This window comes from Photobacterium sp. GB-1 (genome assembly GCF_003026165.1).
In the GTDB taxonomy this organism is placed as follows: Bacteria; Pseudomonadota; Gammaproteobacteria; order Enterobacterales; family Vibrionaceae; genus Photobacterium.
In genome coordinates this window covers 1-17,670 of sequence record NZ_PYOB01000004.1, presented here as the reverse complement: position 1 = coordinate 17,670, position 17,670 = coordinate 1, and the positions used below count along the sequence as shown (strand labels likewise).

Here is a 17,670-nt window from a genome sequence, read left to right as displayed (position 1 = left end):
TATTAAATAAAAGTGCTACATACCGTCATTATGTGTATCTATCGCGTCATTATAGAGTTTGAGCAGAGTAACAATAGACATTAACCAGTTGATAAAATTAATTATTTTAACTTTATGGGGATGATTGAAAAACTCATTCGTAAAGTATTATTTACATGAATAATAAAAAATCGCTTCTTCAAATGCCATAACAGATGAAAAAAGCGATTTAGTTTGTAGGATATATTTAAGGTTAATTAAGCGATGCGGCTAAAGCCATTGGCTAAATCTTCAATGAGATCGTCGCAATCTTCTAAACCAATATGAACACGAATTAGCGTGCCCTCAAAATCTACTTTGCCCACAGGACGAATACGATTTAACTCTTCAGGTTGGCTTGCCAAAATAAGAGATTCATAACCACCCCAAGAGTACGCCATACTAAAATGCTCAAAGTTATCTAAGAAATCAGCTACTTCTTCACTCGATAACCGTTTATTAAGGACAAATGAAAACAAACCACAGCTTCCAGAAAAATCACGCACAAAGAATTCATGGCCTTTACAGCTTGGTAGTGCTGGATGATTAACGGTTGCAACTTCTGGACGCTTTGCCAGCCATTCTGCTACTTTGATACTGCTTTCATGATGTTGTTTTAAACGAACGCCCATAGTGCGCAATCCGCGAGCAGCCACATACGCGGTATCAGCATCAACCATTTGCCCCATTAAATAAGAACGTTCACGTAGTTGATCCCAGCAACGTTCATTACTAACTGCCGTCCCTATCATCGCATCAGAGTGGCCAACAATGTATTTCGTACCGGCTTGAACAGAGATATCAACACCGTGCTCGAGCGCTTTAAATAGCACCCCTGCCGCCCATGTGTTATCCATAATAATCACAGCATCAGGGTTAACAGCACGCACTGCTTTCACAATTGCTGGAATATCTTGCACTTCCATTGTGATAGAGCTTGGTGATTCTAAGAAAACAACCTTGGTATTTGGCTGTACAAGTTCAGCAATCCCCTCACCAATCAAGGGATCGTAATAAGTAGTACTAACCCCTAATCCTTTAAGGACAATATTACAAAACTCTTGGGTAGGCTCATAGGCGGCACCTGTCATCAATACATGATCGCCAGAAGCAACAAACGCTAAAATACTGTTAGATACCGCAGCCGCACCGCATGGATATAAATAACAACCAGCACCGCCTTCTAATTCCACCATCGCATCTTGAAGTGCAAAGTGGGTTAACGTGCCACGACGTCCGTAAAACAACTCACCTTTCGCACGGTTCTTAATAGCATGTTTTTTATCTGCAACCGTATCGAAAACTAATGATGAAGCACGTTGAATAACACTGTTCACCGCACCGTGAGTGTATTTTTTCTTTCTTCCTGCACTCACTAATGCAGTATCAATTTTCTTACTAGACATAACTTCGTGATTCCCTTACTCGTCTATCTATTCTGTTTCTTGTATAACATGAATAAACACAACAAACTAGCAAGTTATCATAAGTATCAAGCACTAAACTGATGAACAATTCACCCTAAAGTTTGGTGTTTACTTTACGGTATTGTTGCGTTTTTCCCTCAAACAACAACTGCTGTGAAATAGCATTAAAATAACTTCCCTCGGCAAAAAGAGATTCGCTCCAAGCTTGCTCAGAACACTCTAATCGTCTTTTAGTCACAACATCATTATCAATATCAAAACAAGAATGTAGCTCACCAGTCGCACTATCTATCGCAACACCATGATTTTTGGTTAGCCAAAAGAAATTCGTGCCATACGAAAAGCTTGAGCGACCATCATAGCTATCATCAAATAGCGAGTTGCCAGTAAACCATGGAACATAACCACCAAGCCAATCAATAATCGTGGGTGCAATATCTCTCTGAGATGAGGTGATCGACCTCTTTTCATTAGGGATAGATTGATCACTCGCATAGATGAGAAGTGGAATAGAATTTTTAACTAATCCTCCAGTTATCGTTTTTGCCGTGTGATCTGAGAGCAAAATAACGATGGTCGGCTTATCGAGTTGAGCAAGCTTCGAATCCAATTTAGGAATAAAACGTTTCAGTGCATCATCAGCGTACTTCATCACACTTCTACGCTCGTTAATGATGTTTTCGCGACCAAAAACATATTCAACATTATCCGGTAAAAAAGAACCGTGGGTGGTCCCTGTATTGATGGTCATAAGAAAGGGTTTACCCGTTTGGCTGAATTTATCGATTTGGTTTAAAGAAAAACGATAGATATCATCATCCATAAATCCCCATTCATTGTGCACCGCTTTGAATGGGTAATCATACTTACCGTACGACTCCTCAAACCCTAACGTTTGTGCAAAAGCCCCAACCGCCCCTCTTCCACTTCCCTGAATAAAGGCTGTTTGCCAACCTCGCTCAGCTAAAATATGTGGTAAACATGAATAAGAAGCATTTTGTAATTGGCTATTTGCCATAAAGCCGTTTATAGGATTTGGGTAAGAACAAAATGTAGAAAACGTCCCTTGTACTGTTCGATAAGCATCGGCATAGGTTGAATACGTCGAAAAAGAACGTGCTCTAAGTTGATCAAAAAATGGCGTGGCATTCACAACACCCGAGTAACTTTGCATATCAAAAGCCAACCAACTCTCAAGCAGAACAACAATGACATTGGCCGATTTAAGTGATTGAAGCTGGGCAGGAGAAGCTGTTTCTTGTGTATGTTCAAAAAACTTAACTTGCTGTGACGTTGGATTTTTAGTGATTTTTTCTATGGGCGCAAGATCGCCTTTAGAGAGATAGTAACCAATGCTATAGGGAGCATTCCAAGCAATGAAGGCTTTATCTAAGTCACCAATAGTATAAACACTCATCGGACTCTGAGGTGAGTCTTTCCAGCCTCCGCGAACAATGATTAGTGTAGTAACTAACCACAAAAATATAAACAGACTATTAAAATACCAGTTTGCTTGCTTTCTATTGGATAATGGCAAATATTTCCAAATGAAAAACAGTGATACTAATAAACATGCAATACCAAGCGCGACAGTTCCAAAGTAACCTTTAAACGCAGTCTGAATAAGTGACACTTCCATCCCTTGCGTATTAAACAGTTCAAATGTGACATGTTTACTGGCTTCTTTGGCATAAATGGCATCAGAAAAGGTAGTAATAACAACCCAACAAATCGCAATGCAGAGTAAGAATCGAGTTAATTGATTGGTTGCTCGTTTAAATAAACTAGCAATGATTAAGCTAAGGAAAATGGGGATAGTCAGTAAAACAGCAGCGCTAGCATCAAAGTAAATACCAAAAAGTAAAGCATCGATGCCATCTTGCGAACTAAGTTCGATGGGAAGTTCAACAAAACTTAATAAAGCGAGCAACTTAGTAATAAAGATCGCTGCGATTAAAAAGGCAAAAGATATAATGGTATTTATTGCAAGCACAGCTATTCCTTGCTAATGAATGATTCCTTTTAGAGAAGCAAGAAAATGCATCTATGTCCAATTTATTCGCAGTATTGATTTAGATTAACCATATCATTTTCTTCATTTCTAACATCTGTTGAAAGTTAATTCAGTATTGATAGTCAATTTTGTTGAATAAGGGGTGAGCATGTTTGAAAATAATAGTGATTTTAATCCAAATATTAAGTAAGCCTTAAGTTATAAAATGGATGATATGGCTATTCGCTAATTCATAAGAGCTCGTAATGCGTCAAATTTTCCAAATTAAGATGACAAGCTTCATCGTGGTGATGTCAGCATACTTCACCCTATGCTTTAACTATCCGATCCTCGCTAAGATTTTCGATTTAAGCCATTCAGTGTCTAATGTCTTTTTTCCATATACTGCACCGATTGTATTGATGGCGGCATTTCTGATTATCTTCACAGTGTTATGTTGGCCATACCTGTTTAAGCCAGTAATGATTTTCTTAACCATTACTTCATCGATGGCACTCTATGCAGAAGTGAATTACCACACCTTATTTAATAATGCCGTAATTGAAAGTATTTTCGAAACACGTTCAGATGAAGCGCTGTCTTATGTCAATGCCCATTCTATTATCTACGTCATCGTATTTGGTATTGTGCCAAGTATTTGGATTGCAATGGTAAAAATCACCAAGCGAGAGTCTTTTATTAAAGATATCGTTGCTCGTGTCGCGTTAATCGGTATCGCTTGTACAGCGATTTTGCTCGTCGGATTAACGACATTTAAAAGCTATGCTTCTGTGGGTCGAAATAACCATTTTTTAAACCGTATGATCATTCCAGGTCATGTATATGCGGGTGGTAAGTACCTCTATAAAAAGTTTATTTACAAACCACTACCATTTAAACAACAAGGGTTAGACGCAAAACTAAGCCCAAGTAAAAACCATAAACCTACTTTATTTGTGATGATCTTAGGTGAAACCGCACGTACCTATAACTATGCTTATAACGGTTATAAACGTGACACCAATCCATACACCAAAAATGAAGGCATAATATCGTTCAAAAACGTTGAATCTTGCGGTACCTATACTGCCCTTTCCGTGCCTTGTATGTTCTCGAATTTAACACGAGCACATTACAACCAAGATCGTGCATATTCTCAAGATAATGCCGTTGATATTATCCATCGCGCAGGGGCGAAAGTACTGTGGCTTGATAACGATGGCGGATCAAAAGGCGTAGCAGATCGCGTTAACTATCAAGCAATCGATCCTTCACAGCATAATCAATTCTGTAATGGTACCAGTTGCTACGACAGTGTAATGCTAGATAAAGCACAAAGCTTTATTGATAAAGGCGATACAAATAAATTTTTGGTACTGCACTTAATCGGTAGTCACGGACCTACTTATTTCAAACGCTACCCTAAAGCGTTCGATAAATTTAAGCCATCATGTAATCGCAGCGACATTGAAAATTGTACTGACGAAGAAATTAGGAACGTGTACGACAATACTATTCTGTACACCGACTATGTGACAGAACAAGTGATCAAAATGCTAAAAGCCAAAGAAGATAAATATAATGTTGCTTTGTTATATATGTCAGATCATGGTGAATCTTTAGGTGAGAACGGTTTCTATCTTCATGGTGCGCCCTTCTCTATTGCGCCTAAAGAGCAAAAACACGTGCCTTGGTTACTATGGTTGCCAAAGCAATACGCACAAGCGAAAGGGTTAAATAAAGCGTGTTTAGAGAAAAAAGAAAACCAAGCAGGACTATCACAGGATAATTTATTCCCTAGCCTATTGAGCTTATACGGTGTGAAATCAAAAGTGATAAATCCTAAGCTAGACATTACTGCAAGCTGTCGAGTAAAAGCATAACTATTCAATGATCCCATTGACTTAATGTATACTTGTAAGATATTACAGGTATACATTTTTATTTGAGCTCTCATTCCATGAAAATACTGATTATCGAAGATTCCTCGGCATTACGTCGTAGTTTAGCTGTGGGATTTAATAATTTAGGCTTTTCCACTGATGAAGCAGAAAATGGTAATGAAGGGCTCACTTTAGCCTTAGACAATGATTACGATATTATTATTTTAGATCTCATGCTTCCTGGCATTGACGGCATGACAATTTTAAATAAGCTGCGTCAAACAGGCATTGAAACTCGTATTATTATTCTTTCAGCCAAAACACAAAGCCAAGATCGTATTGATGGCTTAATGCAAGGTGCTGATGATTATGTCACTAAACCTTTTTCATTTGATGAGCTCCATGCTCGTGTGGTTGCAATCTCCCGTCGTTGCCAAGCAGTAAGCATTACCAATACCATTGAAATTGATGGCTTTCTGTTAGATCTTAATAAAAGAACGTTATTCTATGGTAACAACGATTTAGAACTCACACCGAATGAATTTAAGATCATCGATTATCTCTTCACTCACCGCGGTCAAATCCTTACCGCTAGTATGATCAGTGATAACATTACTAATAACTTCGACTATATTTCGAAAAATACCATTGAAGTACATATCTCTACGATGCGAAAAAAAGCGAAAAATATTGAGGCTGTATTACCAATAAAAAATAAACGCGGTTTTGGCTATTACGTAGAGAGTTAAACATGACGAATCCTCGCTCAATTAAAAAGAATTTAATTAACGCGATCAGCGCCGTATTTGGCTTCTTTATTATTATTGTTTTTACCTTCGTCGATTTTAGTGTGGATAATTGGGTTCAAGAACAGTTTGAATTAGAGATCCAACAAAAAGCCGGACAGTTTAAAACCATCACCAATATCCAAGATTTTGCACAAACGATTAAAAGCGATAAAGATTATGCCTATTATCAGATCTGGAAAAATGATGATGTCATTTATCGTTCTACATCGCTCAATGATTACCCCAACATCAATTTACTGCACAAGAAGTTACCACTAAATAGCTATCAAATTGTCGATGTCACTTTACCAAACCATGAGATAGGTAAGGCATTTCTATACTCTTATCTCGCAAAACCTAAAGATAAAAAGCCAACCCCTATCTATTTAACCATTTATGCTTCAACGACAGGACTTGATAAGGTTACGGGGATTCTCGATATTTTACTGGTTGGTAGCTTTTTACTCTCGATGATCATTATGCGTGTCGTCGCTAAAGTCATTGTGACTAAAGGGCTTGATCCTCTCGTAAACTTAAACGATCAAATAAAACTGTTTAACGAAAATAAACAGCAACGACACAATCACACCTTTGCGTTTAAAGAAAATGCATCCTCTTATATTGAGATTGATTTGATCCGTAAAGAGCTTAATAACTTCCTCGAAACTAACCGCAAAATGGTCGATAACGAAAAACGGATCACCTCTGATATCGCCCACGAAATCAAAACCCCTATTGCAGAACTCATCACCCTAACCGAAGTGCATCAACGCTTTCCCGATGATGAACGTTTAGCGAAAACTTTTACCTCGGACATTCTCCAAATATCGAACCGAATGAAAGTGATAGTAGAAAACCTATTATTACTACAACGCACGTCTCATTCGCTTTCTATTTATAAACAGCCGATTGAAATCACAACCTTATCAAATACCGTGATTCACGATTTAAACTTTAAATATGACGATATTAAACAACGTGTCGTTTTAAATAACACACTTCAGTACCCAGTTCTCGCTGATGAGTTTTGTTTAAAAACCATCATCACCAACTTATTAGATAATGCACTGTTTTACAGCGAGCCTAATACCGCTATTAATATTACGATTAATAATGATGATCAGGATGTGGTATTCACTATCACCAACTCATCCTCTATTAATTACTCGCAGCAGGAAGTCGATAAACTGGTGCAACCGTTATTTCAACATGACGATTCACGTTCTAATAACAATCGCTATGGTTTGGGGTTATCTATCGTTGATAACATCTGCAAAATTAACGATTACGAGTTATCAATAAACCAGTTAGCCAATGGGGAGTTTCAGGTATTAGTAAGGATACCGAAAAAGAATTGCAGCGAATAAAGCTAACCAATGGGATAAAAAAAGCAGCAATTAGGATTCTTTATTGCTGCCTTATTAAAGATAATCTAATTATAAATCATAGCGTTAAAACTATTTAGTCACACCAAGGATAATGCTCGACTTTTTTTGCTATCCCCCTTCATGATATTTCCAATATTTACATATATAAGGTAGCTTGGGCTTGTCCAACCATTCGGATAGGTGTTGACTGCGCGACACATATCCTTATTTGTTATATAAAAATTCCTCTATCATGAGATTATTGGTAATAAGAACATCAAGCTGACAAATGCAAGGGCCTTTGAAATAAGAACCATAATTATCAATTCTCCTACTTCTGCTTCGGTTTCTTTCTTTAAAAAATAAAATAGAACTACCCAAGACAAAATAAAACCAACATATGGAATTAAGTCTGCCAATGTGGAAAAGGTACAAACCTTGACTATTGAAAAGTAGCTACAATAGGCACTACTTAGTGGCATTCCCGCATAGATAGAAGAGCACTTCATACCTACCCAAAGGAATACAGAGCTAAGCGCGATTCCAAGCAACACAATGATAATATTTATCCCTAAATCCATAAATTTCTCCTTTTATATAACGCTTCGATAAGCGGTGAGTAACAGTTTGCTAAAACTGGGAACGCAGTGACACTGAGCAAACTGTTACGAATCCGACTTTATTAACTTGTTATATCACGTTGCTCTTTGATGCTTGACAATATATGCGCTAATTTTTCTTTCGTTTTTTTAATAGGTAATTGTTGAGATAAATCTACCTCACCATTACTTACTGCTGCTTCAATAGATTTTTCCATTTTTTGGCAGGCACGTTGAAATGCCACTTGATTGCCCTTGGATAGTTTTTCATAACAAGAGCTGTAGAAGTCATTGTAAATATCTACTTGTCTATATTTATAAACATCGTTATCTAATCTATCTAATAAAGCGTGCGCTTTTGAAAATCCTTCAAATATTTTATGAGGCTCATTTTCCTTCATTGTAACCAATAAGTGTAACCTAGCCTGTTGAGTATCTATATTGCTTGTATGATATCTATCTTTCTTCATTGCAAGGGCATACGCCGAGTCTAGAAATTGCTGGGCTTTTGAATATTCTTTAAAAGTTATATTAGCCATTCCGTACTGTAGCCAAAAGTGAGGATCACTTTTAAGCCAATTAACTGAAACCTTTAAATTCTCATAGTATCGTTTTAAGTTACCTTTCTTATTTGTATCCGACAATAACCTTTCAACAAAGGAGAATCTTAAAGTTGCAAGAAATATGGCCCGCTGTTCGTAATCTTTTACTTTGTATTCATTAAATCGTTTAGCAATCTTCTGTAAAGTAGATGTTACATACGAAGCAGAAAAATGATGTCTAATAAGAGATAAACAGAACAAACTAGATTTTGTTTTTATTCCATCCCCATTCATATGGAATAAGTTTTTGAAGTTTTTATTATTTTTTAATTCTGAAGAATATATTTTATCATTTCCTGATATATCAGAAATCATGCTGCTTCTACAAGGTATATCAAGTACTTCAGATAATGCTATAGCAAATATAGTATCCTTAATTTCATCATCACCCATTAGAGGCAATAGTTCGTTTGAAACTCGATCTCTAAATTGCGGGGAATTAAACAAATTTAATAATGTTAAAGATAATTGAGAGTTGTTTTTATACCTTATATACCTGACTTTTTGATCCTTTGATAACCCCGCTTTATCACCCCACATACCCAAATTATCAATAATATCTACTAAAGCTAAAATTTCATTCTCAGCTAGTTCATCAAGGCAAATTTCACTATATTCAAATTTTATTTCTTTTAAATGAGGGCGAAGTCGTTCATGCTCTGCTGTACGAGATGTAGCGATAATATTGATGTTATCAGGAAATGAAAATGAATAATGTTTTAGTAGATCAAGATATCGTTCATATCCATCTAATGTCACTATAATTTTTTTACCTAATTTTGAAAGGTGATCAATATCAGAGATATAATCACCCTCGATGTCATCTACGAAATAACATTCAAAAGAACTTGCGGTCAAATAACTATGAAGTTGAGATGCTAAAATACTTTTACCATTACCCATATCACTATATAAAACAACATTTTTACCATTGACTACAAACTCTTTAACCAAATCTAAACTTTCTCTCACGACAAGAGAAGGGATCACTTGCTCACTCAACACTGCGTCATCAATAGAAGCTGAACTTATATGACCGAACATTATCATAGCTTCCACGTCAGCATCTCTGACCTCAATCTTATCGTGAGATAAGTTATATTGAGCTAGGGATTGGAGGTGATACTCAGAATCATACCCAGAAATACTTTCTGAGTTTTCTGTTATTAATTCAGCGAAACCTTCTACTCCAATAGGTATAATATTGCCGAATTTGGATAAAGTAAAAGATGTCTTAGGGTTAGGGTTCTCACGTGTTATAAAATAGGTTTTTTCTTTTAATTCGCTGTTTTCAAACAATATTTTTTGTATTTCAATATCATACATTGAGTAGCCCACAAAAACTATTGCGCTACATCGCTCTAGATCTTTTTTAAAATAATAGTGCCAGTCTGATTTTGTAAAAGAGTCAGGAGAAATGTAAGACGAGGTAGATAATTTAAATGTGGATTCAATACTATCTTCATTTAAACTATCAATTGAACCATTCAAATGTATACACAAACTTTCTTTTTTATAATAAGTATCCGTAGGAAAGCTAACATCAATGCATTCAACTAAGTTTCCTAGGTTGGCTGATGCCATCTCGATACTTTTATCATAATTAGTTGTATAAAAACGACGCCATTTAGCACTGCAAATCTCGTCATGAATTCTATGAGTTTCTGTGAGAGTGTACTTTTTTTTAAGTAACTGAATTAGTTCGGATACATTATGATTTTCAATGTAATAGTCTGTTGCAAAGCGAAGGTCATCGTCTGTCGGGAAGCCTCCCAGTTTACATATTTCATGAGCTAAATCCTTAGCAGCAGACGGCTCTTGGTCATTAACATTTTTTGTCAGGCTAGAGAAGCCAGCCCCTGTAAATAATATTGCTTGACCTGTTGAAATACGTTCAATTAACTCACTTGTATCAACATCTTGTTTTTTTAATTTTGTTCTATCTATGCCAATGTCCAAGATACACCATTCCTTTTAAGTGATATAACAGTATATTAATAAGCATTCTTACTTTTACGCTTTATTAATACAGCAAATATTCAACATTCTAATAAATAAAAACATTTATTTTCATTGCCTTAGTCGCAAAAATTAGCATTTACCCGATATATTTACGTTGGTAAAAGTAAGAACGGTATTTTGTCCATCTGATTAAATACACAAACAGCAAAGCTAGTTATTTAATATCAATAAGTTAAAAGCACCTACTGAGATAATTAAGAAAATTTTCTGATTAAAAACGAGACTTAATCGGCAAAATTTGCGCTTTTCATTATAACTGGGTAAAAACACAGATAGTCTCATTACCAGCAAACAAAAGCATTTCGCCTCATTGAAATAGGATTATCTGAAACTCGCAAAGAAAGGAAATAGAGATAAGAGAGATGGAGACAAAGCAGGGTTCATATCCATGTTTAGGCATTATTGTGGCTTGTGGTCATAATAAGAAACAGCTTAAAGCGCTCCAATTTATGTTCATGTTAGCAGGACAACTGACGTTGCCCTCACCGAATAAAACGGTACGTCTAAACCCCCCCCCTTTTGCCCCTGCTGCCAACATGTCATGCAATTAACGGGAATATTTCGACCCAGATAACCGACGTTCAATAATAAGGATAATGACTTTCAAGCTTCAGAATTAAAGAGGATTTTATTATAAATCAGAGTGTTAAAGTTATTGGTTTACACCAAGGATAACGCTCGACTGCTTTTTGTCATCACCCTTCATGATATTTCCAATATTTACTTATATAAGGTGGCTTGGGCTTGTCCAACACTTCGGATAGGTGTCGGCTACGCGACACATATCCTTATTTGTTATACGAATTTTCCCGATTAGATCAATGGATTAAATTAAAGTTTAAGAATCGGGCTACTTCATTTGAAGACAATGATTTACCCCCAACCCAATGCATGCCCTTTTCTCACCATTAACCATGTGAAAAACATCGATACCAGCAAAGTTGACACAAAAGTAAATTTAACTCCCCCAACTAGCGCTGCCACCATAAGACCTGCTGCCGTAGCAATAACCCGCACTTCATACCCTAACATATTGCGAGATTTACAGGACACACAAGCCACAATGTAGGAAGCTATCATTGACACTCCAAAGATCAAACACTCAATATGATTTGGCGTGTCCACATAATCTTTAAACAGATACCACATAATTATTGTCACCTATCTTTTTGCACCAAATGCTCCAGAACCTAAAAATATTTATCTTGGATTGAGGATCAGATACTTATTTAAGTGAGCATACTTGGAGCTCTGCCTGACACTTGCGTCCGCACGCATTCGTATAACGCTCGCTTAAGTGGTGAGCAACGCAATACGGTGTTTCCGCATATCACCTAAAACACCAAAATCAACGCATAGTAAAAATGCCACCCGTCTTTAAGCGTTTGTTGAACGAAGCCGCTACGCGGCAGAGTGAAGCCCATAAGCTCGACTACGGTAAATACACCTTTAAAAAAGGAATATTTATCATGAACAAAGCACAGCAACATCGTTCATATTATCTTTATGAACAACACCTTACCCATCTCACCTTGCAAGGTAAACGCCCCGCTACGATTGATGCCTATAGTCGTGCTCTATGTCGCATTATCCATCAACTGGATAAATCACCAGACAATTTAACTACCGAAAGGATTTCGTCGGTACGTAATTATGATTTGTTGCGGGGTCATAATAAGAAACAGCTTCAAGCCATCCAATTTATGTTCATGTTAGCAGGACAACTGACGTTGCCCTCACCGAATAAAACGGTACGTATAAAAGCCCAACCCTTTTGCCCCTGCTGCCAACATGTCATGCAATTAACGGGAATATTCCGACCCAGATAACCGACGTTCAATAATAAGGATAATGGCTTTCACACTACAGAATTAAAGAGGATTTTATTATACATCAGGGTATTAATATTATTGGTTCACACCAAGGATAACGTTCGACTTCTTTTTAGCATCACCCTTCATGATATTTCCAATATTTACTTATATAAGGTAGCTTGGGCTTGTCCAACACTTTGGATAGGTACCGGCTACGCGACACATATCCTTATTTGTTATAAAGCAGTTTCCATCTGGATCAAAGGCCATTTCTGCCCATTGAACTCTCTAAATTTTGGCTCTTTGTCTACAGTTGCAAAACCATAGGATTTGTAGCAATTATAAGCGGTTACATTCTCTGCAAAAACAGCCAAAGTCACAACATTGAACTGTTCGCGCTTCCTGACTTCTTCGATAGAAAGTGTGATTAAAGCCCTGCCAAATCCACACCCTCGATATTCAGGGTTAATGGCGACTCTACACAAACGTATTTCAGTTTCACTGATGTGCTGAAGTTCGATGAAACCAAGCCTGTCATTTTCATCGAATAAAACGAGGAACTCAATTTCAGGAAGTTCACTACGGATTACCATTTCAGCTTCAGAAAGTGGCCAACCGAACATCCAACCACCCCAATAAAGGGATTCCTTTTCAGTTGAAAACCATGAAATGACTTCAAGTGCATCTTGAGCTACGAATTTTCTTAAATTCACGAAACTTCCTTATTCCGTTGATTTTCAATCAATTAGATTAAAGCTAAGCCACGCTAAATGCTCTTGCTTTCTAATTTCTAGTGCAAGTGTTGGTTCTGCTTTATAACGCCCACTTAAGCGGACAAAAATTGTTGGCTATACTTGTTGAGGTACGAAACAAAGCCAACTGTTTTTGTTCCGTTTAAAGTGCTTGTTAGCATTTTACTTTTTCCCATGCACCGAGTTCTGCAACATGTATTTCTTGAACAAACTCATACATTTGATGCGCACCTTCGTTATTTGTAAGGTAAGGCTTAAATTGTAATACTCCCTTTTCAAAACCTAAGACATTTACAAATCCAGTTACGTCTCGCTTTTCCATGTTATTTAAATCAAATACAGTCGTTAATATACCACGTAAATTTCTCGTGATTGATAAGAACCCACCATTTTCGGATATTGCGATTGAGCGCCCCCAATATTGGTGATCACTCTCTTTAATGCCGTTTATATACAATTCAAATAGTGGATCACCAAAAGGAGGTTCAAATGAATATTTAAGAACAATAGAATGCTTCAATTTAGGATGCGATAAAGTTATTTCATCCCCCCAAGCTGAGGTAGTGTTGCCATCTTCAGGCAATTGAAGAGTTTCCATACGGTCTCCGAATGAATGCTAACAGTATATTAATAAGCATTCTTACTTTTACGCTTTATTAATACAGCAAATATTCAACATTCTAATAAATAAAAACATTTATTTTCATTACCTTAGTCGCAAAAATTAGCATCTAGCCGATATGTTTACGTTGGTAAAAGTAAGAACGGTATTTTGTCCGTCGGATTAAAACACAGCTATGAATATTACATCATATATATCAATGCCTTATAAATAGAAGCTGAGATAATTAAGAAAATTTTCTGATTAAAAACGAGACTTAATCGGCAAAATTTACGATTTGCATTATAACTGGACAAATAAACAGATTATTTCATGGCCAGTAAAAAAGCATTTCGCTTCATTGAAATAGGATTATCTGAAACTCGCAAAGAAAGGAAATGGAGATAAGAGAGGTGGCGACAAAGAAGGGTTCATCTCCATGTTTAGGCATTATTGCGGCTTGTGGTGATGATAAGACACAGCTTCAAGCCATCCAATTTATGTTCATGTTAGCCGGGCAACTAACGTTGCCCTCACCGAATAAAACGGTACGTACAAAAGCCCAACCCTTTTGCCCCTGCTGCCAACATGTCATGCAATTAACGGGGATATTTCGACCCAGATAACCGACGTTAAATAATAAGGATAATGGCTTTAACGCTTCATAATTAAAGAGAATTTTATTATAAATCAGGGTATTAATATTATTGGTTCACACCAAGGATAACGCTCGACTTCTTTTTGGCATTTCCCTTCATGCTATTTCCAATATTTACTTATATAAGGTGGCTTGGGCTTGTCCAACACTTCGGATAGGTGCCGGCTTCGCGACACATATCCTTATCTGTTATAGGAGGTTACATCAAACCAAGTTTTGGTAATGACGTTATAAAACCATTCAGAGCTATAAATATAAGAACATTTCCAATACTTGTTCCACCGTCACTACGTAATGCTTCTCCAAAGTGCATTTCAGGTATTCGAGAGTTTACATAACTTTCTACCTGCTTTCGTGCATGATTAAAATAAGCTCTATTAGCGTAGAATCCTGTAAAAATCATCATAGTGAAAATTCCCGCTGTAACCGGGTATATAGCGAAAATCGGGTCGAACTGATATTTTTTGACAGATACCAAACCAGCAGCAAGAATCAGACTTTCAGCAATAAAGAGGATTAACCCAAGCTTGTTCAATTTTCTAAAGAAACACCACCTGTACGTCAGTAAAAAAGCTGAAAAATTAAACCCTGTAGAACCTTTCCCTTCTTCGATTTTACTCTTCCACTGCTGAGGGTAATAATCACTCCAGGTAAAAGCCTTATAAGCTTCAATTGATGCCTCTTTAGAAATAACGAGTCTTTCTCTTTCTTTTACAACTTCCATTCCTGTTGGAATCATCTTTCCTCCTAAAACGTCAGCTTAATGGGCTAAAAACGCACTACTCGTGCGAAACAACCACCTTAAACACCAAAATTTAAAAAGACTAAAAATTGATCCAGTACTATCAGTCCTATTCAGCCCTTGTTGAACGAAGCAGCTGCGCGGCAAAGTGAAAAACCATAAGCTCAACTACGGTAAATACACCTTTCCAAAATGAGTATTTATCATGAATAAAGCACAGCAACATCGTTAATTTTATCTTTATGAACATAACCTTACCCATCTCACCTTGCAAGGTAAACGTCCCGCTACGATTGATGCTTATAGTCGTGCACTACGTCACATCACACATCAACTGGATAAATCGGCAACAATTTAACTACCGACGATTTGAAGCGGTATTTTACACAACTGATCAAAACACATTCATGGAGTACCGTGAAAATTGATCGCAATGACTTACAGCTTTTCTTTAGGCATGTGCTTCAACGTTATTAGAGATGGATATTGCAGTATATATTACCGAAAGGATTTCGTCGGGTACGTGATTATGCTTTACTGCGGGGTCATAATAAGAAACAGCTTAAAGCTATCCAATTTATGTTCATGTTAGCAGAACAACTTACGTGGCCCACTCCGAATAAAACGGCACGTATAAAAGCCCAATCCTTTTGCCCCAGCTGCCAACATGTCATGCAATTAACGGGAATATTTCGACACAAATAACCGACGTTCAATAATAAGGATAATGGCTTTCACGCTTCAGAAATAAAGAGGATTTTATTATAAATCATGGCATTAATATTATTGGTTCACACCAAGGATAACGCTCGACTTCTTTTTGGCATTCCCCTTCATGATATTTCCAATATTTACTTATATAAGGTGACTTGGGCTTGTCCAACACTTCGGATAGGTGTCGGCTTCGCGACACATATCCTTATTTGTTATATTTTTACAAAGCCCCTCCGTAAAGGTTTTTGTATTTCTCACTTAGTAATTCGGCTTTGGATAACTCAAACCCCTTACCAATTTTAGGTAAACTCTTTAAGAATTTTTCTACATTTACTCCATTGCTTTTAGCGGTCATGTACCAAGCATACGCTTCGTTATAGTCTAACTTGGTTCCATATCCATAATGATAGCTTGATGCTAACATTCTTTGTGCTTTTCCTTCTTTTAATTTTGCGGAACGCAAGAGTAGCTCATACCCCTTTTTTTGATCTTTGTTAACCCCTTGCCCCTTCATATACAACGTACCTAAATTGATCATTGCAACTTTATTATTATTTGAAACAGCTTTCTTATACCAATATACGGCTTCTTCCAAATTTTTTGATTTTTCAAAAATTACAGCTAGGTTATTTTGTGACCTTGAGTTTCCGCCAGTTGCTGATTTTTGATACCAATAAATTGCTTTATTTTTGTCTTTAGGGAGGCCACGCTTACCGTCAGCATAATAAGAAGCCAAAAAATACTGAGCGGCATGGTCTCCGTTTTCAGCTTTTTCTATGGCTATTTGAGCAAATTTGTCAGGTTCTTTTCCAGTCGAATTGCCAGTTGAGTTACAACTGACGATCAAACAACAATTTATTATTATCAATAGGAACTTTTTCACTATGCCCTCATAGAATATAACGCCCGCTTAACCGGCGCAAAATAGCAGGCTAAAATTAGCGACGAAGGAGCGCAAGCCTGCTGTTTTGCGTCCTTTAGTTCAAGCGCTTGTTATAAACCACTTGCAACTTTATAGTCTGCAACTAAGCCTACATTCTTTATTGGTGAAGGCAAAATATCATCAGAGGTGTTTAGTACGCCATCACGACCATAAGAGCGAATATGGTATGAGCTTTCATTAATTAGCATGTAATAGTAAAGCTTCCCTTCTGTGTTTACTTGCGCTGCATCATGAAGAAAAACCATAGAGTTCTCTGGTAAGGACTTTTGCAACACTTCTAATGACTCAGGGTACTGTCCATTTTGCACTTTATAAAACTCTATTGCTTGTACAGCACTTGTTAATTGTGTTTTAGTCAGTTCACTGCGTAAATCATCATAAACGCCTCCCTCTTGTACAAAGCCAAAGTAACCCAACGAACTATAAAGAATTACAGTAAATGCAATACCGCATGCACCAACAACTTTTAGCTTTGTATGCTTTATTGCAAAGCCCCATATAATGGCAACTATTCCGAATAAAACACCAATTAATGGAATAAATGACATCCCACCAATAACATAGCCTAGACACCCAGCTTCTTTCTTATTTTCTTGTTTATTTTCCATACTACATTGATACTTCTTGTGGTTTATAACAGTATATTAATAAGCATTCTTACTTTTACGCTTTATTAATACAGCAAATATTCAACATTCTAATAAATAAAAACATTTATTTTCATTACCTTAGTCGCAAAAATTAGCA

Annotated in this window: 16 protein-coding genes and 1 pseudogene; 7 read left to right on the top strand and 10 right to left on the bottom strand. The window is 36.8% G+C overall.

Translation table 11 applies throughout. The features are described from left to right. Positions 1-236: 236 nt before the first annotated feature. Both metC and C9J45_RS06035 read right to left on the bottom strand, forming a co-directional pair. Complete coding sequence (gene metC, locus C9J45_RS06040; protein WP_107292298.1) at positions 237-1,424, bottom strand: cystathionine beta-lyase; 1,188 nt, start codon at positions 1,422-1,424, stop codon at positions 237-239. A 115-nt stretch (positions 1,425-1,539) separates the two neighbouring features. Further along, entirely contained in the window at positions 1,540-3,438 is a 1,899-nt protein-coding gene (locus C9J45_RS06035; RefSeq protein WP_107292297.1) for an LTA synthase family protein, read from the bottom strand. 266 nt (positions 3,439-3,704) lie between these two features. Here C9J45_RS06035 and C9J45_RS06030 point away from each other — a divergent pair, with 266 nt between their 5' ends. The 3 genes from C9J45_RS06030 (at position 3,705) to C9J45_RS06020 (ending at position 7,476) form a co-directional block, all read left to right on the top strand. Next, positions 3,705-5,321 carry a phosphoethanolamine transferase gene (locus C9J45_RS06030; protein ID WP_107208484.1) on the top strand — a complete coding sequence of 539 codons (1,617 nt, stop codon included), beginning with the start codon at positions 3,705-3,707 and terminating at the stop codon, positions 5,319-5,321. A 77-nt stretch (positions 5,322-5,398) separates the two neighbouring features. Then, on the top strand, positions 5,399-6,070 hold the full coding sequence (locus C9J45_RS06025) for a response regulator transcription factor (protein WP_005367570.1): 672 nt from the start codon (positions 5,399-5,401) through the stop codon (positions 6,068-6,070). Positions 6,071-6,072: 2 nt separating this feature from the next. Beyond that, entirely contained in the window at positions 6,073-7,476 is a 1,404-nt protein-coding gene (locus C9J45_RS06020; RefSeq protein WP_107292296.1) for a HAMP domain-containing sensor histidine kinase, read from the top strand. A gap of 251 nt (positions 7,477-7,727) precedes the next feature. On the opposite strand, the gene C9J45_RS06015 is transcribed toward C9J45_RS06020, so the two are convergent. Together C9J45_RS06015 and C9J45_RS06010 are read right to left on the bottom strand one after the other, a co-directional pair. Next, the gene (locus C9J45_RS06015) at positions 7,728-8,057 is read right to left on the bottom strand and encodes a hypothetical protein (protein ID WP_107246567.1); all 330 of its coding nucleotides are present in this window, start codon (positions 8,055-8,057) and stop codon (positions 7,728-7,730) included. Positions 8,058-8,158: 101 nt separating this feature from the next. Then, on the bottom strand, positions 8,159-10,636 hold the full coding sequence (locus C9J45_RS06010; protein WP_107292295.1) for an SIR2 family protein: 2,478 nt from the start codon (positions 10,634-10,636) through the stop codon (positions 8,159-8,161). 425 nt (positions 10,637-11,061) lie between these two features. On the opposite strand from C9J45_RS06010, the gene C9J45_RS06005 reads away from it, so the two are divergent. Further along, on the top strand, positions 11,062-11,250 hold the full coding sequence (locus C9J45_RS06005; RefSeq protein ID WP_233217645.1) for a hypothetical protein: 189 nt from the start codon (positions 11,062-11,064) through the stop codon (positions 11,248-11,250). Positions 11,251-11,572: 322 nt separating this feature from the next. Here the strand turns inward: C9J45_RS06005 and C9J45_RS06000 are convergent, their stop codons facing one another. Further along, positions 11,573-11,779, bottom strand: coding sequence for a hypothetical protein (locus C9J45_RS06000; protein ID WP_233217644.1), 207 nt, complete (start codon positions 11,777-11,779; stop codon positions 11,573-11,575). A gap of 389 nt (positions 11,780-12,168) precedes the next feature. On the opposite strand from C9J45_RS06000, the gene C9J45_RS21895 reads away from it, so the two are divergent. After that, a complete protein-coding gene (locus C9J45_RS21895) occupies positions 12,169-12,528 on the top strand; it encodes a phage integrase N-terminal SAM-like domain-containing protein (RefSeq protein WP_370445779.1) in 360 nt (119 codons plus the stop codon). Positions 12,529-12,749: 221 nt separating this feature from the next. Here the strand turns inward: C9J45_RS21895 and C9J45_RS05980 are convergent, their stop codons facing one another. Then, positions 12,750-13,226, bottom strand: a complete 477-nt coding sequence (locus C9J45_RS05980; protein WP_107292293.1) for a GNAT family N-acetyltransferase — start codon at positions 13,224-13,226, stop codon at positions 12,750-12,752. Between the two features lie 193 nt (positions 13,227-13,419). Further along, complete coding sequence (locus tag C9J45_RS05975) at positions 13,420-13,863, bottom strand: hypothetical protein (protein WP_107245284.1); 444 nt, start codon at positions 13,861-13,863, stop codon at positions 13,420-13,422. 416 nt (positions 13,864-14,279) lie between these two features. Here C9J45_RS05975 and C9J45_RS05970 point away from each other — a divergent pair, with 416 nt between their 5' ends. After that, entirely contained in the window at positions 14,280-14,492 is a 213-nt protein-coding gene (locus tag C9J45_RS05970) for a hypothetical protein (RefSeq protein ID WP_233217643.1), read from the top strand. A 231-nt stretch (positions 14,493-14,723) separates the two neighbouring features. Here the strand turns inward: C9J45_RS05970 and C9J45_RS05965 are convergent, their stop codons facing one another. Then, complete coding sequence (locus C9J45_RS05965; protein WP_107245286.1) at positions 14,724-15,263, bottom strand: DUF2628 domain-containing protein; 540 nt, start codon at positions 15,261-15,263, stop codon at positions 14,724-14,726. Positions 15,264-15,504: 241 nt separating this feature from the next. Between C9J45_RS05965 and C9J45_RS05960 the strand changes: the two are divergent. Continuing rightward, a pseudogene (locus tag C9J45_RS05960) lies at positions 15,505-15,737 on the top strand (phage integrase N-terminal SAM-like domain-containing protein); the annotation flags it as partial. A gap of 463 nt (positions 15,738-16,200) precedes the next feature. On the opposite strand, the gene C9J45_RS05950 reads toward C9J45_RS05960, so the two are convergent. Both C9J45_RS05950 and C9J45_RS05945 read right to left on the bottom strand, forming a co-directional pair. Further along, on the bottom strand, positions 16,201-16,863 hold the full coding sequence (locus tag C9J45_RS05950; RefSeq protein WP_107208490.1) for a tetratricopeptide repeat protein: 663 nt from the start codon (positions 16,861-16,863) through the stop codon (positions 16,201-16,203). Positions 16,864-16,973: 110 nt separating this feature from the next. Further along, positions 16,974-17,531 carry a type II secretion system protein GspG gene (locus tag C9J45_RS05945; protein ID WP_107208491.1) on the bottom strand — a complete coding sequence of 186 codons (558 nt, stop codon included), beginning with the start codon at positions 17,529-17,531 and terminating at the stop codon, positions 16,974-16,976. Between the last annotated feature and the right edge of the window lie 139 nt (positions 17,532-17,670).